Consider the following 17,244-nt stretch of genomic DNA (forward strand, 5'->3'; position numbering starts at 1 on the left):
TCTTCTACACCACCGTCCCATTGCGCGCCCGCACGGGGATGGCGAGCGTTGCCCCCTTGGCCCGCCCGTCACGCACGGGCCCGGGAGGACCGATGGCCACCGCTCGACGCTCCAGGAGTGCTCCGTGGGTGACGGGGCTGCTCGTCTCGCTGGCCCTCTCCGCGAGCGCGGCACCCGCCCCCACTCCAGTGCCCGCCGCCGAGCATGCCGACGTGCGCGGCTACATCGCGCGCACCTGGGACGCGCTCACGCGCTCGCTCGAGTCCTGTGAGGTGTTCGCGGACCCCAAGGTCGCGGGCCGCGCCGTGCTCTATCTGCCCCGGGAGCTGCCCGAGCCCGCCATCGTCCAGCGGCTGCGCCAGAAGTGCCCGAAGGTGGAGATCCACCGCCTGCCCGAGGAGCTCACCGGAGCGGGACAGGTGGACGTGCGCGCGTTGGAGACCCAGGGACTGCTCTACCTCGAGCACCCCTATGTGGTGCCCGGCGGCATGTTCAACGAGATGTATGGCTGGGACAGCTACTTCATCATCCGGGGGCTGTTGCGCGACGGACGGCGGGAGCTGGCCCAGGGCATGGTGCGCAACTTCTTCTTCGAGCTCCAACACTACGGCGCGCTGCTCAACGCCAACCGCACCTACTTCCTGTCCCGCTCCCAGCCGCCCTTCCTCACCTCCATGGTGATGGAGATCCACCGGACGCTGCCGGAGGACGAGGGCCGCGCCTGGCTCACCGAGGCCTGGCCCTTCCTCGTGCGCGACCATGCGCTGTGGGTGGGTGAGGCGCACCTGGCGGGTGACACGGGCCTGTCGCGCTACTTCGACTTCAACGAGGGGCCGGTGCCCGAGCTCGCCGTGGACCAGGCCCGCTACTACCGCGACGTGGTGAGCTACTTCACGCGCCACCCCGAGGAGGGAAGGCCCTTCCTGCGCGAGGTGGACCGGGACGCCGTCTCACCGAGCACGACGGCCCCCGTGTTCCTCACCCAGGTGTGCCAGCGCGACCCCGGCGCCACGACCTGCACCACCCAGGGCGCCGTCACCCTCACCGAGGACTTCTACCGGGGCGATCGCGCCATGCGCGAGTCCGGCTTCGACATCTCCTTCCGCTTCGGGCCCTTCAGCGCGCGCACGCACCACTACGCCGCGGTGGACCTCAACAGCCTGCTGTACAAGGCGGAGACGGACCTGGAGCGCATCAGCACGCTGCTCGGCCGTGACACCGAGGCCCGCGTCTGGCACGAGCGCGCCACGAAGCGCCGGGCACTGGTGGACCGCTACCTCTGGGACGCCGAGCGGGGCATGTACTTCGACTACGACGTCGAGAAGCGCCAGCGCTCCACCTACGAGTACGCGACGACCTTCTACCCGCTCTGGGCGGGACTGGCCTCACCCGAGCAGGCGCGCGCCGTGGCCGCCCACCTCCCGGACTTCGAGCGGGCCGGAGGGCTCGCGATGAGCCGCGAGCGGACGTCGGCCCAGTGGGACCTGCCCTACGGCTGGGCCCCCGTCCAGCTCCTCGCCGTCGAGGGCCTGCGCCGCCATGGCCATGACACCGACGCGGATCGCCTGTCCCGGAAGTTCCTCGACATGGTCGCCGAGAACTTCCACCGCGAGGGCAACCTGCGCGAGAAGTACGACGTGGTGAAGCGCACCACCGAGGTGCAGGTCACCGCGGGCTACGCGCACAACGTCATCGGCTTCGGCTGGACCAACGGCGTCTTCCTGGAGCTGTGGCACGGCCTGCGCCGTGAGCCCACGCCCCCGGCTCGGCCCGCTTCACCGTCCCCGCGGCCTCCGGCTCAGTGAGCCGACTGCGCCGCCAGGGGCTCGGGCTCGGACGGCTGGGGCTCGCGCGCCGCGGTCTCCAGGTGGTCCACCCGCCGCAGCTCGGGGAAGCCCCAGGCCCACAGCACCACCACCACCAGCGTGCCCACCGCTCCGGACACCACCGCCTTCTCCGCGCCCATGTACTCGGCGAAGGAGCCGGCGCGGAACTCGCCCAGCTCGTTGGAGGCGCCGATGCAGATCATGTTCACCGCGCCCACTCGGCCGCGCATGTCGTCCGGCGTGGCCAGCATCTCGACCGTGCCGCGCACCACCACGCTCACCATGTCCGCCGCCCCCGCCACCGCCAGGGCCACCACGGACAGCGGCAGCGAGTGGCTCAGTCCGAAGACGAGCGTCGCCACGCCGAAGATGGCCACCCCGATGAACATCTTCCACCCCGCCCGGCCCCCCAGCGGACGCGAGGCCAGCAGGAGCGCCACCACCGCCGCCCCCACCGCGGGCGCGCTGCGCAACAGCCCCAGGCCCCAGGGCCCGGTGTGCAGCACGTCCTGCGCGTAGATGGGCAGCAGCGCCACCGCGCCCCCCAGCAACACCGCGAACAGATCCAGGGTGATGCTGCCGAGCAGCAGCCGCTGACGGCGCACGAAGTGGAAGCCCGCCAGCAACGTCTTCATCGAGAAGGGCTCGCTCGAGGAGCGGCCCGTGCGGACCTTCAGCAACAGCATCCACACCACGGTGAGCGCGCACAGCGAGGCGGAGCCCACATAGGCCCCCATGGCTCCCGCCCAGCCGTAGAGGACGCCGCCCACGGCGGGACCCGCGATGGTGGCCACCTGCCACGTCGTCGAGTTGAGGGCCACCGCGCGCGGGAGATCCTCGGCGGGCACCAGGCGGGGCACGAGTGCCGAGCTCGCGGGCGAGTAGAAGGCCCGCGCCGTCCCGAAGAGCACCAGCACGCCATACACGAAGCGCACATCCCGCACGTGGCCCATCGTGAAGGACAGCAACATCAAGCTGCACAGCAGCATGACGCTCTGGCACACCACGAGGATGGCGCGCCGGTCCACCCGGTCCGCCACCTGTCCGCCCACCAGCGCGAAGATCAGGAAGGGAAGGAACTGCGCGAGGCCTGTGTAGCCCAGCGCCAGCGCGCTGCCCGTCAGCTCGTACACCTGCCACCCGATGGCCACCGACTCGACCTGCATCGCCAGCACCGCGCACAGGCGGGCGAGCTGGAACAGGCGGAAGTCACGGTGACGGAAGACGGAGGGTCTGGGCTCGGGGGTGTCGGACGAAGGCATGAGGTCCGAGGGCTCTAACGCAATCTCCCCCCTCGTCGCCAGTCATCCCCAGTCGGGCGGGCAGGCCCCTGCTCGCGGCTCACCCTCCTCGCGGGGTGAGATGGATGACCACCACGCGTGAGGCTCCCACGCCTCGCACCCGGAGACTCCCAGGGGCCTCCCAGCCGAGCAGCTCCTGCTCAGCCAGTGGCTCGCCCGACACCTCCGCCCGCCCCTCAAGCCCGTACAGCCACACGCTCCCCACGCCCTCGATGGAGTGCTCGCCGCCCGCCGCCAGCTCCACCACGTCGAACCGGGCCTCGGCGAGCTCCCGGTCCACCATGAGGTTGAAGTCGCGCACCGGCCCCCCAAGCAGCCGGCTCTCGAAGGGCACCTCGCCCGGAAAGCGGAACGGCGCACTGCCCCGCCCGAGGACCACCTCGGGGGCTCCCTCCCGGCGCAGCGCCATGCCCTCGCCCTCGAGGAAGAGCAACGTCCGGTCCACCCCCGGGAACAGGGAGAACGGCCCCGACGAGGCCACCGTGGCGATCGACAGGCGCATGAGGAAGCGCTCCGGCTCCCTCGGATGCGGCAGCCTCAGCAGCTCCCGGGTGACGCCGCCCCCGTTCTTCCAGGGCATGTCGCGGTAGTCCGTGGGTCCCCATCGTCTCATCGTCACCCCTCGCGTGCCGCGGCCGATGACCTCACGCCGCCCTGGCTCGAACAATGTGGTTTTCTGACATACACCCTCTCGCGTGAGCAGGGAAACGAAGGGCCGGGAGGGGTGGCACGGGGAGCCGTTACCCGGTGGACGCCCGAGGGAAAAGGCATGCGCGTCCGGCCCGGCAAGCGCTCGCGCTCCCGGTAGAGTGCCAGCGCCTATGGCTCACCTGACCCAAGACAAGAACTTCCGGCTTCCCCTCTCCGTTCGCCCGCGCCGGTACGCGGCGACCCTGACGCTCGACCTGGAGGCCCGCGCGTTCACGGGCGTGCAGACGATCGAGCTGGAGCTGGAGAGGCCCACGGACGAAATCATCCTGCACGCCATCGCGCTGAAGATTGGCGAGGTGCTCTTCCGCACGAGCGATGGCCGCATCTGCGTGTGCAACGACGTGCGCGTGGCGCCGGAGAGCGAGACGGTGGTGCTGCGCTTCCCGGAGCAGTTGCCCGCGGGAGCCGGAGCGCTGGACGTGGCGTGGACGGGCCGCTTCACCGAGGGCCTGCGCGGCCTGTACATGGCGGGCAAGGTGGCGGCCACGCAGTTCGAGGCGGCGGATGCGCGGCGGCTCTTCCCGTGCTTCGACGAGCCGGCCTTCAAGGCGCGCTGGGCGCTCACGGTCCAGGTACCCGTGGGCCTCACGGCGCTGAGCAACGGCCGGCTCGAGCGCGAGGAGTCCGACGGCCACGTGCGCAAGCTGTACTTCCAGGAGACGGAGGTGCTCAGCTCGTACCTGGTGGCGCTCGTGGTGGGCCCGCTGGTGGGCACCATCGAGGAGACGGTGGAGGGGATTCCGGTGCGCACCTGGGCGCTGCCGGAGAAGGCGCACCTCACGCGCTTCGGCCAGGACGCGGCGCTCGCGGCCCTGCCCCGGCTCCAGGCCTACTTCGGCCTGCCCTATGCCTTCGGCAAGGTGGACCAGGTGGGCATCCCCGACTTCGAGGCCGGCGCCATGGAGAACGCGGGCCTCATCACCTACCGGGAAATCGCCCTGCTGCTCGACCCGGCCACCGCGCCCCTGTCGGTGCAGAAGCGCGTGGCCGAGGTGGTGACGCACGAGCTGGCGCACCAGTGGTTCGGCAACTGGGTGACGATGGTGTGGTGGGACGACCTCTGGCTCAACGAGGCCTTCGCCACGTGGATGGCGTACAAGATCGTCGACTCGTGGAAGCCCGAGTGGCGCGTGTGGCTGGACTTCGACGCGGGCAAGGCGGCGGCGCTGCACCTGGACGCGCTGCGCTCCACACACCCCATCCGCGGGGAGGTGCGCAACGCGCACGAGGCCGGTGAGAGCTTCGATCTCATCACCTACGAGAAGGGCGGCGCGGTGCTGCGGATGATCGAGGGCTTCCTCGGCGAGGACGCCTTCCGCGAGGGCATGCGCCAGTACATGCGCAAGCACGCGCGCTCCAACGCGGTGGCGGATGACCTGTGGCGGGCGCTCGCCAACGCGTCGTCGCAGCCGGTGCTGGAGCTGGCCAACGCGTGGATTGGCCAGAACGGCTACCCGCTGGTGAGCGTGTCGCTGGAGGGCCGCACGGTGAAGCTCTCGCAGCAGCGCTACTACTCGGAGCCGGGGGTGAAGAGCCACGAGCACTGGCCGGTGCCCATGGTGCTGCGCTACGCGGACGCGAGCGGAGTGCGCGAGCAGCGGGTGTTGCTGCGCGAGTCGCACGCGGAGGTGAAGCTGGAGAGCACGGGCGAGGTGAAGTGGCTCGTGGCCAACGCGAACTCCACGGGCTTCTACCGGGTGCAGTACGACGCGCGGGCGCTGGAGCGGCTGTCGGCGAGCGTGGACGCGCTGGAGCCCAGCGAGCGCATCTCGCTGCTCGCGGACCAGTGGGCGCTGGCGCGCAGCGGGCAGGCGACGCTGGCGGCGTTCCTGGACCTGGCGGGCCGCTTCGGCCACGAGGAGGACGACGCGGTGCTGGACGAGCTGGTGGGCCGGCTCTCGTACGTGGAGAACCGGCTGGTGGACGGCGAGGACCAGGAGCGCTTCCGCCGGTGGGTGGAGAAGCTGCTGGGCGCGGGGCTCGAGAAGCTCGGGTGGGATCCGGCGCCGGGAGAGACGGACCGGGTGAAGCTGCGACGCGCGGCGCTGGTGCGGGCCATTGGTGGCGTGGCGCGCAGCCGCAAGGCGCTGGCCGAGGCGCGGCCCCGGGTGGAGCGGGCGCTCAACGGGGACACGAGCGCGCTGGAGCCCAACCTGCTCGACGTGGCGGTGAGCATGGTGGCGCGCGAGGGCGACCGGGCGCTGTACGAGAAGCTGCTCGAGAAGATGCCGGTGGAGCCGGATCCGGCGACGCAGCGGCGCTACCTCATGGCCATCACCGCCTTCGAGGATCCGCAGCTCGCGGCCGCCGCGCAGCAGCTCTTCTTCGGCGAGAAGGTGAAGATGCAGGACGTGGCGAGCTTCCTCACGGGGCTGATGGCCAACCGCACAGGCCGCGACGCGTGGTGGGCGGAGAAGCAGAAGCGCTGGAAGGACGTGCTGGCGCGCACGGGCGCGGCGCCCATGCTGCTGCGACGGGTGGTGGAGTCGCTGGGCGCGCTGCGCGAGCGCAAGCAGCTCGACGAGGTGCGCAAGCTCTTGACGGCGCACCCGGTGGAGGAAGCCAAGCAGGCCATGAACCAGACGATCGAGAAGCTGGAGCAGGACGTGATGCTGCGCGAGCGCGCCCTGCCCGAGGTGCGCGCGTGGCTCCAGAAGCAGAAGTGACAGGCAGTCTTCCCTGATGTTTCCTTGAGCGCCCCGTGAGGCCCCGGCTTCACGGGGCGCTCTTACATGAGAGCCTACCTCTTGAGGCGTATTCCTCCGGAACGGACCGTGATCGTAGAAGGCACGGATGACGTCCCCCAATCCGATGAATGTCCGCCGCCTGGGTGTCCGGCTGGACGGAAGCCTGGAAAGGAATAGCAGCCACTGCAAAGTGGTGGGTTCCGTTCCATTCACGGTGTTCCGTACACAGTTCATCCACCAGTCCCCCATGGATCTGGAGAAGGCCGCCAAGAAGGCCTCGCGCTCCAAGAACCTCTCTCTCACCCTGGACAACGATGACGTCGAGGTTCTACGTGAGGAGGTGCAGCGCGAATTCGTCGGTGCTCGCGTGCAGAACGTCCAATCCTTCTCCGAATACATCGAGCGGCGGGCACTCTCGGCGCAACCCTACTCGCTCCCGCCCCAGAGTCTCTACACTCCGGACAGTGTGCTCGTGCGCCTCATCAATGTCGAAAAGGGTGGTTACATCGAAGAGGAGCCGGAGGGAGAGGGCTCTCTGGGTCTGTGCACCTGCTGGTTCATGCCTGGCTCCGTCATCATCAACACCGATGCAGAGACCCAGTGCGCCGCTCTCTTCGAGACGTACAAGCGGCTGTCGAGTCAGAGCCACGAGGCGATGCGTGCTGGGGATCCGCACGAACTGGAGAGGCTGAAGAGCCTGAAGCAGCGGCTGGACGTACTGGCCATCACCGTGGAACTGCATTTCGAGGCCCAGCTCAGTTGGGCCAAACACTCCTTCTGGGTGCGCAATCGCAAGGGCATCAAACATTCGGGTCTGTCGATCAACAACTCCGATGATCCGATGATCTCGGTGGTGAACTCCATCCTCCAGAGATTCCCCACCCTCAAGGCGTCGCTCCATCCGAAGGCGCGTCAGGCGACCGACGAGCATCCGCTGACTCTCGGCTCACTGTCTCAGTATGTCGCGTGTCTGTGCCTCGGACTGGGAGGACTCCAGAAGGGGAAGATCCCCGACGACATGGATCCGGACGAACTGGATGGGTTGCGCCAGAAAGCTCTCGACTGGACCGAAACGCTTGCCACGACGCTGGGCGACCACCTGACCAGCAGGAATTCCGTTGCATCGACCCCGCAGGTGCTCGCCGCGCTGGGGGCGATGGGGCATGCGGTCCTGTATGAGAAGACCCAGGGCAACCCACTTTCGCTGTCAGCGGCCATCCAGCGCTTGAGCCAGATTGACTGGACGAAGGGTCAGCGCTGGATTGGTGTTGCGCTCAAGCTGACCACGGAGGGGCAGTTCAGCCAGGCGGGTGGTGCGAAGGAGTGGACCAGCCGGATCTATTCGGCCCTCGTCACTCCCTCCCACCCGCTCTACGGACAAATCACGCGGAGTAGCGCGGCAACGGCTCCGGTACTCATGCCCACCCTCGCAAGCCCTTCGACTTCCGCGAACGACCCTTCCCTACCGTAAGGCTCACCCCTGGAGGTCCAGGTCCGAGGCCGACTCCTTCGCCTCCGGGGTGCGTTGCGGAATGAGGTGGCGCGCGACGACGATGACGAGCGTCAACACGCCCGGCAGGAAGAGCCACGGGCCCGGGCTGTGGGAGTTCTTCATCAAGAAGAACCACAGCATGAGCCACACGGTCATGAGGGTGAGGAAGAGCGGGTGCAGGCCCCCGAGCCCCCGGTGCTTCACCGCCGTGCACGCGAGGAACAACAGCGTGAACTGGGTGAGCGCCACCAGCGGCAACTCTCCACCCCGCATGCCCGACGCCCACGTGCTCCCCGGCGTCCACGGCAGCAGGAGCGAGACGCTGCACAGCACCACGCCCGCCAACACCCACGGGTGTGACGCGGACCCCGGCTCTCCCTCGGGCCGGCCGTCCCCGGCGGGGACGAAGTACTTCCGGCCCTGGTCATAACCGAGCAGCCCCGCGGCGAGCATCCACACCCACGAAATGGGCCCGTAGCCCAGCATCAACAGGGCATACGCGCACACGAGCAGCGCGAACGTCTGGCCAACCGCCGGATGCTCCATCTCCCGGGGCAGCTTCGCGAGCGCCGGAGGCAGGGGCGGCACGGGCCGGCCCGGGTACTCGGGCGCCTCGTGCACCTGGCGCCACTCGTTCACCGCCACGAGCGCGCCCCACAGGAGCACCACCCCCGAGCCCATCAGCCCGATGCCTGGGATGGGGGGCGCCACGGAGAGCACCAGCCCCAATCCCACGAGCCCTACGCCCACCAACGTCAGCGAGCCGCCCGGCAGGTGCGCCCGGAAGCGGGGATCATCCAGCAGCCCCTGCAACGTGCCGCCCACCTGCGTCACGGCGGCGAACAGCGCGCCCGAGGCCTGGGACAGCCAGTCCCCCCAGGAGTCCGCGGGAGCGGGCCGGGCCCTCTCCTCGTAATCCGGCGCGGCACCGTCCGGATTGTCGTCCTCGGTGTCGGTGACGGCGGTCGTCTCGTCCTCGGCGGCGTACCGCACCTCGGAGACCTCTGTCCGCTCGCCGTCCTCGTCGACGTTCAGGGGCTCGCCACACTCGGCGCAATAGTCCAACGACTCATCGTCAATGACGTGACCGCATTTCGAGCAACGCATGGAGCCCCCGAGCGCGGCCCGAGCATAGGCCAGTCCCACTCCCACCGCAGCCACCCACCCCCACCGGGGCCGATCACCAGAGCATGTCCTGGTCCTCGGTGACGCCGGGCACCGCGGACAGCACGTGCGTGTGGCCGTCCACGCGCACCGTGCCCTCGAAGAGGCCCAGGGGCTGGGCGAAGTGGCTCACCACCACCTTGAAGTCATGGTCCTCACGGTGCACGTGCAGGGGTTGGAAGCTCAGGTCCACCACCCCGTCGTCCGTGCGCAACCGCCACGGTTTCATCAACTCCTGACGGTCGTACTCGAAGCTCGCGCGGCCCAGGGGGATGAGCCGGTTGCCGAGCCACAAGGCGTTCTCGTTGGTGTGGGAGCTCACGTTGAAGCCCTCGACGAGGTTGAGGCCCACGGGGGTGCCATCCGCGAGCCGCCCCGCCAGGAAGGCCCAGCGCCACGCGGTGTGCCGCGCGAGGTAGCCCTGGGTGTAGTCCGTGCCCCCCACGCCCCCGTCGAGCTGGAAGCGCTTGCCCCCCGCCTCGAGCGTGCCGAAGGCCAGCATCCCGCCGCGCTTCTGGGTGACGTTGACGAAGCCGTCCCCCTCCACGGGGGCGATCACCGACAGCGCTGGAGCCCCCCCGGCCACCAACAGGCTCCCATCCCACTGGAAGGTCTGGAGGCTGCCGGTGCGCAAGCGGCTCACGTCCACGCGCAGCCGGTAGCGCTCGTCCTCCGCGCCGCGCTGCGCCGTCATCCGTCCACCCAGCGTGCGGAACGACACGGACAGCCCCGCCCCGGGCCGGTTGCCCACCTCGGCCAGCGGCCCCGGTGCCCCCAGGAAGCTCACGTCGCAGAGCACCCGCCGCTCCTTCAAGTCCAACGCCACCGCGAAGGCATTGGCCGAGTAGCCCACGTCCACCACCGCGAAGAGCGCCAGCACCTCGCGCGTGGCCGCCAGGGTGTAGTGCCAGCGCTTGCGCTTGAGCAGGCGATCCTTCGCCGCCGACGGGGCCCACCGGCCGCTGAGCTTCTGCAGGTCCACCTCGGGCAGTTCACCCTGGTAGGTGCCGAATCGGGGCTCGCCCGACGCCGTGGCCACGGAGGCCGGCGCCAACATCAGCGTGAGTTCTCTCTCCGGGGTCATATCGGCTCCAAGGTGGGCCAATGCCCGCCCACCGTCTGTTGTCCGTGGGTACGGCCGGAGCGTCGCGCACGGAAGATCCGACCCCAGTGTGAACAAGTGGTTGAAGCCCACTCGTGCGGGCTAGGTGAAGTGATTGTACCTGAATGAACGGCGGGCGGTTGCCCGCTCTCCCGCCGAGGGAGCACGAGGCACCGATGACGCGGCGCACCTTCCCTGGTGACTTTTCCGGTAGAGGTGTCAGACACTGGCCGTAAGGTAACATCCGTCAGCATCATCGCAGCCCAGGGGAGCAAGGTGCTCATGAGCACGACCAATCTTCCGGCAAGTGACTTCATTGCCAGCCTCCAGAAGAGTTTCCAAGAAGGGTCCTTGGAGTTCCTCGTGGGCGCGGGCGCATCCATTGCCTCGGGCTTGCCCACATGGAACGAACTCAACCGCCGACTGTTGAGCACCTTCCTGGCTCAGGAGCACAGCGATCTTGAGTTCCAATCCAGGGACCTGGATGTGGCCGCCCAGATCTTCGTGGACAACTTCGGCCGGGAAGCCGTGGTGGACGTCGTCCGTAATAAGCTCAAGTCCGACGGCCGCTACCTCGACATGCTCCGCGGCGCACTGTACCTGAATGGCTCCAAGGACGTGAGCAGCATCCACCTGGAACTGGCCGCCATCCTGGCCGCCTCGAAAAGCACCTCGAGCAGGAGATTGAACGGGCTCTACACCTTCAACTTCGATGATCTGTTGGAGCGTGCGGCGGAGCGCCTGCTGGGAAAAGTGCCCGAGGTCATCGTGGCCGGGGAACGGTCTGCGGAGCCACACGTCGTGCACCTTCACGGCTACCTCCCCCCACCGACTTCAGGCAAGGCGCCGTCAGGCACGGTGGTGCTCTCGGAGAAGGACTACCATGAGGCACGGGGAGACTGGGCAAGCCGCAAGCTCGACGATCTCTTCACGGACGAGAAGAAGACCGTGTTGATGGTCGGTTTGAGCCTGGCCGATCCCCGGCTGCGTGGGTTGTTGCTGGAGCGCGTGAAGCTGGCCCAACGAAACAAACCCGTGGCCCACGTCTACGCGTTGCTGTCGAACAGTCCTCCATCCCCCGATGCGGAGCTCATGGAGCGACTGGCGCGCAACTTCGTGCGGCGGCACCAGGAAGATTTCTGGGCTTCCTGGCAAATGCACGTGCTCAACATCGAGAGCCATGAGTTGGTGCCCTTCTACCTGCGGCAGATCCGGCTGGGCTCCAACGGAGGGACATGGGCGGAGAAGGGAGAAGCATTCCTGCGAAACAACTCTCCGATCTTCAAGGATCTCTACCGCGAGGACGTCCAGCGCAAGGCCCTCAGCGTGCTCGAGGGAATGCATTCCTTCTTGAAGCGGCGGTTCGCCGTCGCACAGGAGGAGGAGATCCACATCGGGGGATTCGTACCGGCGGCGGGTGCGGTCATCCAGTTGGGCTTCCGCTATCGAGGTGGAAAAGACACGGACGACATCGTCACTGAGTCGTATGCTCAAAGTCGGCGACTGAGCGTCGCCTCACTGGAGCAGGCGCAAGGTGTCTCCGGACGCGCTTTTCTCCGTGGAGTCACACTCGAAGCTTCGAGCAGCCCTCGACTGCACGACAACTTCACAGAGCCGATGTTGGAAACATGGACGAACGATCAGCTCTTCTCTTCCATGCTCTGCGTGCCCATCTACGATTCGGTGGACTGGGTCCCCATTGGGGTCATCTATCTCACATCGAACCGGCCCAGCCCCTTCTGGGCAGAACTCGACTCCTCCCAGGATTACGACACCCTGGAGACGTTACTGCGCAACACCTTCACCGAGGTCTTGAGGTACGCCCCTATCTAGGTCGAGTACTCCCATGCTGAAGGTGAATGGTAGAGGCAGGTGTGTTAAGAAAATGGAAGATGCACTCAGGTGTAGGGGAGATCACGATGAGGAAGGTCGAACGGGTTGAGGTCGATGGAATGTTCGTGGTGACAGCGGCCGACTCCTCGCCGACTAGCCGAGCGAACATCCGAGCTCAGGTCAAAGCGATCGCCCAGAAGGCTCGTGAGGCTCATGAGTCGATGGAATCGAGACGACAGGCAGAGCAGTCTGCCCAGGAGCCGATTCCTTCAAGTGGAGCCCAGAGGGGCTGAGTCACACCCGAAGGCACGTTGTAGGGAAAAGTCTCGGCCAGTGGGCACTGCGTTCGTGCCCCTGACAGACTCGCAACAGCCTCAAGTATATAGGAGGGATGAATGCGCTCCCCTCCTCTCGTCTCCTGCGGCGCCTTGGCCTCGGAGTGCTCGTCCTGGGGATGGCGGTGGGCGCGAGTGGCTGCGTCTTCGCCGCGCCCACCTGGAAGGGTCCTCCGAGCGATCACTTCGATGGCCGGCGCTTCTTCAACCTGGAGCCCCGCGAGCAGCAGATGGGCTTCATGGACTGGATGCGGACGCGCCGGCCCGGCCCGTGGAAGGACTGGCACGACGTGCCGCACGGCCCGCCTCCGCCCGAGCGCGTGGGCCGCGGGGGCCTGCGCGTGACGTTCATCAACCACGCCACGGTGCTCTTGCAGCTCGACGGGCTCAACATCCTCACGGATCCCATCTACAGCGAGCGGTGCAGCCCGGTGTCCTTCGCGGGGCCCAAGCGCGTGCGTCCGCCGGGCATACGCTTCGAGGACCTGCCGCCCATCGACGCGGTGGTGCTCAGCCACAATCACTATGACCACATGGACGTGGCCACGCTGCGGCGGCTCCAGGAGAAGTTCCCCGCGATGCGCCTGTTCGCGGGGCTGGGCAACGGGGCGTTCCTCGAGGGCGAGGGTCTGCGCCAGGTGACCGAGGTGGACTGGTGGAAGGAGTTCCCGCTCACCCCCGAGGTGACGCTGGTGAGCGCGCGTACCCAGCACTTCACCAACCGGGGCATGACCGACAGCGGGGGCACGCTGTGGACGGGCTACGTCTTCCGGGGGCCGCACGGAGCGACGTACTTCGCGGGGGACACGGGCTGGGGCCGGCAGTTCGCCGAGGCCCGGGAGCGCTACGGGCCGATGCGGCTGGCGGTGCTGCCCATCGGGGCCTACAAGCCCGAGGGCTTCATGTCGCCGGTGCACATCTCGCCGCGCGAGGCCGTGCAGGCCAGCGTGGACCTGGGCGCGCGCCACAGCGTGCCCATGCACTACGGGACCTTCCGGCTCGCGGATGATGGTGAGACGGAGCCCCTGTGGGACCTGGCGGGGGCGCTGGTGGAACGCGGCGCGGAGGCCCCCAAGTGGTGGGTGCTCGGCTTCGGCGAGGGCCGGGACGTTCCGCCCTGACCTCCAACGTCTGTACAAGCATCCGACATTCCAGGTAGGAAGGCCCCGACAGCGGGAGGCATGCACATGGGCCGCACCCCAGGCAAGAAGGGCGACAGGATCGGGCCGTATCGGCTGGGCAGACGCTACCGGGGCACCGACCCGGGCGAGGGCGCCATCCACGAGGCGCACCATGTCGAGACGGGCGCCCCGGCGCTGGTGGTGCTCCCGGGCGAGAACGAGGACGGACGCCCGCGAAGCGCCTGGAGCGTCCGGGCCGAGGGCTCCATCCACCCGCCCTACCAGGCCGTGCACGTCGAGCAGACGCCCCAGGGACGCGCCTCCCTGCATGACTTGACGCTGCTGCTCATCCGGCTCGCGGGCGCCACCGCGCACATCGAGAACCGCAAGGACGCACGCGCCCACTTCACCCGTGTGCGCTTCTACGTTCGCCTCCGGCGACAGGTGCTCCGCTGGGGACTCGCGGGGGCCGCGGCGGCGGGAGTCGCCCTCGCCCTCCGGCCGCACGCTCCCGAACCCATGGAGACACGCGCTGCGATCGATGAGCCGATCGCCTTCACCAACCGGCCGGGCACCACTCCCCCCTTCATTGGCTACCCCATGCCGGAGGCCCCCTTCAAGGAGCAGGCGAGACCCCCCTGCATCCCCGATGCGGAGGTGGAAATCCGAGGCGGCTGCTGGACCCCCCACGCACGAACAGCCCCCTGCCCTCGCAGCACGGCCGAGTACCAGGGCAAGTGCTATGTCCCCGTGAAGAAGCCAGAGCCCACCCCGAACTCCCTCCAGCCCTGACGCGCGGGGAGCGGCAGCCGAGCAGGCAACCCTTGTGTGGGGAATGGTCGCTCCTCGTCGGCATCCCCATCCTCGCTGACAGGCGAAGTGGTCTCAGCCACGAGGGTGGACACATGAATCGAAGCGACATGATGACCGCGGCGGGGATGGGGGCGATGGCGGGGATGAGGGCGCTGAGTGCTCCGGCCTTCCTGAGCCAGCACCTGGCCGAAGAGGGAGCGAGCTCGAAGGCGAATCCCGTGGAGCAGTTCCTCGCGTCGTCGACGACGGCGCGCGTCCTGCCGGTGCTGGCGCTGGGCGAGCTGGTGTTGGACAAGCTGCCCGGGATGCCCGCGCGCATCGTGCCGCCGGTGCTCCTCATGCGGCTGGCCTCCGGTGCCCTGGTGGGGGCAGCCGTGGCCCGGCAGAAGGAGCGGCCCGTGCTGGGCTTCGCCGTGGTGGGCGCGGTGGCCGCGCTGGCCTCCTCGTTCGCGCTCTACACGGTGCGCGAGTTCGCGACCCGCAAGCTGCACATCCCCAACATCATCGCGGGCTTCATCGAGGACGCGCTCGTCGCGTCCGCGGGCCACCGGCTCACGGCGGTGATGGGCTAGGCACGGCGGCGCGCGGCGCGAACACGCTCGGCGAGGTGGTCCAGCCCCGTGTCGGGAAGGCCCATCTCGGCGAGCTGCCGCACCGTCTCGTCGAGGTACTCGGCGTTCGAGCCGTTCTCGCCCTCGCACCGGGCGAGGCGCTCGATCATCGCCGGCTCGCTCAGGGACGGCTCGTACAGCGGGCCGTCGGGGTCGGTACAGAACGTCAGCGCGGTGATGACGCCGCGCGGCGTCTGGGCCTTGAGCCAGCAGGGCAGGTAGAAGGGCAACAGCATCTCGCGCTCCCAGACGCGCCGCAGATCCTCGCGCACGGTGCGCGCGGCGAGCCGGTAGGCCAGTCCGCGGCAGCGGTGTCCCCGGACGAGTCCCAGACAGAGCCCGGGGCGCCGCCCGGTGCCACGCATCTTCGGGTCGGCGAGGCAGAAGACCCGCTCCCAGCCCTCGAGGGTCGCGGGCCGGCGATCCTCGGGCGAGAACGGCGGCGCCTCCAGCATGGAGCCATAGACGAGCAACCAGGAGTCACTCCGGGTGACGTCATGGGGAGCGGCGGCGAGCGCCCGGTCGAGCGAGGCGTCGAGTTCGGCCTGGGTGCGGAGGTGGTAGTTCACGGAGCCTCGATGCGTGGGGGGAAGGTAGGGCGCGACGGGTGGGAGGAGAAGGGGCCCATGGAGGGGAAACGGGGGGAGCACATGGCGGCGAGTCCGGATACGCATGACCCACCGCGGCGTGCCTTCCGGGAACTGTCCACCTGAAGGGGGCTGGATACATTGGGCGGCGCCATGGATGACGCGCGGCACGAGCCCGAGGGAAACGCTTCGCCGGAGAGTCGCCGCCGCCCGGTGATGGAGTCCCTGCGCGAGTACGGCCGGGGCATCGCGGGCGGGCTGCTCTTCAGCCTGCCGCTGCTCTACACGATGGAGGTGTGGTGGGCGGGCTTCATCACCCGGCCCGTCCACCTGCTGCTCTACCTGCTGGGCACCTTCGTGCTGCTGCTCGGCTACAACCGCTATGGCGGCTTCCGGCGGGACGTGAACTGGAGCGAGGTGCTCACGGACTCGGTGGAGGAGCTGGGGCTGGGGTTGCTGGTGTCCACGGCGGTGCTCTTCCTGATTGGCCGCATCACCGCGGACAGCTCGTGGCCGGAGGTGGTGGGGATGGTGACGGTGGAGGCGGGCAGCGTGGCCATTGGCATCTCGGTGGGCAGCGCGCAGTTCGGCGGTGGGGGCGGAGGCGGGGGCGAGGGCGGCAAGGAAGGAGACGAGGAGCAGGAGCGCGAAGCGGCCGAGCACGTGCCCGGGCAGCTCGTCATCGGCTTCTGCGGAGCGGTGCTCTTCGCGGCCAACGTGGCGCCCACGGAGGAGATCGTGATGATCGCCGTGGAGCTGACCCCGTGGCGGCTGATGGGGACGGCGCTGCTGTCGCTGCTGCTCGGAGGGCTCATCCTGTACCAGCTCGACTTCACGGGGGCGAGCCGCTTCACGAGGCATCGCCGGCTGGCGGACGTGCTGATGGGCACGGTCATCACCTACGCGCTGGCGCTCGTCTCCGGGGCGCTGGTGCTGTGGTTCTTCGGCCGCTTCGACGGCAATGGGTTGTCCATCTGCGTGGCGCAGGTGGTGGTGCTGGGATTCGCGGGGGTGCTCGGCGCCTCCGCGGGAAGGCTGCTCATCCAATCATGACGGCGAAGTGGAACTGGCTGGAGCGGATCGTCTTCGCGGTGAGCTGTGTGCTCGTGGCGGCGGTGCTGGGCTTCATCGCGGTGGACGCGTGGACGATGAGCGACATGCCACCGGACCTGGTGATCACCGTGGGGACACCGCTTCAGGGCAGTGGCCACTGGCGGGTGCCCATCACGGTGGAGAACCGCGGCGAGCAGACGGCGGAGGAGGTCCGGGTGGGGGTGGAGCTGCGCCAAGGGGGCGAGGTGCGGGAGCGCGCCGAGCTGTTCCTCTCCTACGTGCCCCGGCACTCCCGGCGGGAGGGGTGGGTGACCTTCATGCACCCCCCCTCCCCCGCCGACCTGGAGGCGCGGCCACTCGGTTACGCCAGGCCCTGAGCGGCTCAGGCGCAAGTCAAAGCTGGCGCGACCGGACCTCTGGCGCTTGAGCAGTTTGAGCTTTGTTATCTGCCCTCGGCTTGAGCATTCATCGAAGGTTGTACCCGTCCCCCTTTTTGACTGGCAGTCCGTGTACAATGGACGGATGAACTCTCTCCGTCTCGCGTTGATTTGTCTTTGGACCCTCGCCACCCTGACCGCTTGCTCTGGCCAGGACGACGTCACTCCACA

Annotated in this window: 14 protein-coding genes; 9 read left to right on the forward strand and 5 right to left on the reverse strand. The window is 68.5% G+C overall.

What is annotated here, in order from left to right; genetic code table 11:
* The first annotated feature begins 92 nt into the window (after positions 1 to 92).
* On the forward strand, positions 93 to 1,805 hold the full coding sequence (locus F0U63_RS45910; RefSeq protein WP_395841314.1) for a trehalase family glycosidase: 1,713 nt from the start codon (positions 93 to 95) through the stop codon (positions 1,803 to 1,805).
* On the opposite strand, the gene F0U63_RS45915 is transcribed toward F0U63_RS45910, so the two are convergent.
* Both F0U63_RS45915 and F0U63_RS45920 read right to left on the reverse strand, forming a co-directional pair.
* Positions 1,799 to 3,088 carry an MFS transporter gene (locus tag F0U63_RS45915; protein ID WP_395841316.1) on the reverse strand — a complete coding sequence of 430 codons (1,290 nt, stop codon included), beginning with the start codon at positions 3,086 to 3,088 and terminating at the stop codon, positions 1,799 to 1,801. The genes F0U63_RS45910 and F0U63_RS45915 overlap by 7 nt on opposite strands.
* A gap of 79 nt (positions 3,089 to 3,167) precedes the next feature.
* Positions 3,168 to 3,740, reverse strand: coding sequence for a HutD family protein (locus F0U63_RS45920; RefSeq protein ID WP_395841318.1), 573 nt, complete (start codon positions 3,738 to 3,740; stop codon positions 3,168 to 3,170).
* Between the two features lie 208 nt (positions 3,741 to 3,948).
* On the opposite strand from F0U63_RS45920, the gene F0U63_RS45925 reads away from it, so the two are divergent.
* Both F0U63_RS45925 and F0U63_RS45930 read left to right on the forward strand, forming a co-directional pair.
* A complete protein-coding gene (locus tag F0U63_RS45925) occupies positions 3,949 to 6,504 on the forward strand; it encodes a M1 family aminopeptidase (protein WP_395841320.1) in 2,556 nt (851 codons plus the stop codon).
* Positions 6,505 to 6,631: 127 nt separating this feature from the next.
* Complete coding sequence (locus F0U63_RS45930; protein WP_395841322.1) at positions 6,632 to 7,996, forward strand: hypothetical protein; 1,365 nt, start codon at positions 6,632 to 6,634, stop codon at positions 7,994 to 7,996.
* 3 nt (positions 7,997 to 7,999) lie between these two features.
* On the opposite strand, the gene F0U63_RS45935 is transcribed toward F0U63_RS45930, so the two are convergent.
* Positions 8,000 to 9,124 (reverse strand): hypothetical protein, encoded by a 1,125-nt coding sequence (locus tag F0U63_RS45935; protein WP_395841324.1) that lies wholly within the window; start codon positions 9,122 to 9,124, stop codon positions 8,000 to 8,002.
* A gap of 73 nt (positions 9,125 to 9,197) precedes the next feature.
* Positions 9,198 to 10,265 (reverse strand): DUF2804 domain-containing protein, encoded by a 1,068-nt coding sequence (locus tag F0U63_RS45940; RefSeq protein WP_395841326.1) that lies wholly within the window; start codon positions 10,263 to 10,265, stop codon positions 9,198 to 9,200.
* Positions 10,266 to 10,565: 300 nt separating this feature from the next.
* On the opposite strand from F0U63_RS45940, the gene F0U63_RS45945 reads away from it, so the two are divergent.
* The 4 genes from F0U63_RS45945 to F0U63_RS45960 all read left to right on the forward strand — a co-directional run bounded on the left by F0U63_RS45945 (position 10,566) and on the right by F0U63_RS45960 (position 14,957).
* The gene (locus F0U63_RS45945; RefSeq protein WP_395841328.1) at positions 10,566 to 12,116 is read left to right on the forward strand and encodes an SIR2 family protein; all 1,551 of its coding nucleotides are present in this window, start codon (positions 10,566 to 10,568) and stop codon (positions 12,114 to 12,116) included.
* Between the two features lie 391 nt (positions 12,117 to 12,507).
* Positions 12,508 to 13,572 carry an MBL fold metallo-hydrolase gene (locus tag F0U63_RS45950; protein WP_395841330.1) on the forward strand — a complete coding sequence of 355 codons (1,065 nt, stop codon included), beginning with the start codon at positions 12,508 to 12,510 and terminating at the stop codon, positions 13,570 to 13,572.
* A gap of 66 nt (positions 13,573 to 13,638) precedes the next feature.
* On the forward strand, positions 13,639 to 14,364 hold the full coding sequence (locus tag F0U63_RS45955) for a hypothetical protein (RefSeq protein WP_395841332.1): 726 nt from the start codon (positions 13,639 to 13,641) through the stop codon (positions 14,362 to 14,364).
* A gap of 113 nt (positions 14,365 to 14,477) precedes the next feature.
* Positions 14,478 to 14,957, forward strand: coding sequence for a DUF4126 family protein (locus F0U63_RS45960; RefSeq protein ID WP_395841334.1), 480 nt, complete (start codon positions 14,478 to 14,480; stop codon positions 14,955 to 14,957).
* Here the strand turns inward: F0U63_RS45960 and F0U63_RS45965 are convergent.
* On the reverse strand, positions 14,954 to 15,565 hold the full coding sequence (locus tag F0U63_RS45965; RefSeq protein WP_395841337.1) for a gamma-glutamylcyclotransferase: 612 nt from the start codon (positions 15,563 to 15,565) through the stop codon (positions 14,954 to 14,956). The genes F0U63_RS45960 and F0U63_RS45965 overlap by 4 nt on opposite strands.
* A 171-nt stretch (positions 15,566 to 15,736) precedes the next feature.
* Here F0U63_RS45965 and F0U63_RS45970 point away from each other — a divergent pair, with 171 nt between their 5' ends.
* Both F0U63_RS45970 and F0U63_RS45975 read left to right on the forward strand, forming a co-directional pair.
* Positions 15,737 to 16,636 (forward strand): TIGR02587 family membrane protein, encoded by a 900-nt coding sequence (locus F0U63_RS45970; RefSeq protein WP_395841339.1) that lies wholly within the window; start codon positions 15,737 to 15,739, stop codon positions 16,634 to 16,636.
* A complete protein-coding gene (locus F0U63_RS45975) occupies positions 16,633 to 17,013 on the forward strand; it encodes a hypothetical protein (protein ID WP_395841341.1) in 381 nt (126 codons plus the stop codon). The genes F0U63_RS45970 and F0U63_RS45975 overlap by 4 nt, the downstream gene beginning before the upstream one ends.
* Positions 17,014 to 17,244 lie beyond the last annotated feature (231 nt).

Source organism: Cystobacter fuscus (assembly GCF_044360685.1).
Classification (GTDB): Bacteria; Myxococcota; Myxococcia; order Myxococcales; family Myxococcaceae; genus Cystobacter; species Cystobacter fuscus_C.

Bases quoted from the DNA above. Each gene is read 5' to 3' on its own strand.
- F0U63_RS45910 (WP_395841314.1), top strand. From the start codon at position 93: ATGGCCACCGCTCGACGCTCCAGGAGTGCTCCGTGGGTGACGGGGCTG.
- F0U63_RS45915 (WP_395841316.1), bottom strand. From the start codon at position 3,088: ATGCCTTCGTCCGACACCCCCGAGCCCAGACCCTCCGTCTTCCGTCAC.
- F0U63_RS45920 (WP_395841318.1), bottom strand. From the start codon at position 3,740: ATGAGACGATGGGGACCCACGGACTACCGCGACATGCCCTGGAAGAAC.
- F0U63_RS45925 (WP_395841320.1), top strand. From the start codon at position 3,949: ATGGCTCACCTGACCCAAGACAAGAACTTCCGGCTTCCCCTCTCCGTT.
- F0U63_RS45930 (WP_395841322.1), top strand. From the start codon at position 6,632: ATGACGTCCCCCAATCCGATGAATGTCCGCCGCCTGGGTGTCCGGCTG.
- F0U63_RS45935 (WP_395841324.1), bottom strand. From the start codon at position 9,124: ATGCGTTGCTCGAAATGCGGTCACGTCATTGACGATGAGTCGTTGGAC.
- F0U63_RS45940 (WP_395841326.1), bottom strand. From the start codon at position 10,265: ATGACCCCGGAGAGAGAACTCACGCTGATGTTGGCGCCGGCCTCCGTG.
- F0U63_RS45945 (WP_395841328.1), top strand. From the start codon at position 10,566: ATGAGCACGACCAATCTTCCGGCAAGTGACTTCATTGCCAGCCTCCAG.
- F0U63_RS45950 (WP_395841330.1), top strand. From the start codon at position 12,508: ATGAATGCGCTCCCCTCCTCTCGTCTCCTGCGGCGCCTTGGCCTCGGA.
- F0U63_RS45955 (WP_395841332.1), top strand. From the start codon at position 13,639: ATGGGCCGCACCCCAGGCAAGAAGGGCGACAGGATCGGGCCGTATCGG.
- F0U63_RS45960 (WP_395841334.1), top strand. From the start codon at position 14,478: ATGAATCGAAGCGACATGATGACCGCGGCGGGGATGGGGGCGATGGCG.
- F0U63_RS45970 (WP_395841339.1), top strand. From the start codon at position 15,737: ATGGATGACGCGCGGCACGAGCCCGAGGGAAACGCTTCGCCGGAGAGT.
- F0U63_RS45975 (WP_395841341.1), top strand. From the start codon at position 16,633: ATGACGGCGAAGTGGAACTGGCTGGAGCGGATCGTCTTCGCGGTGAGC.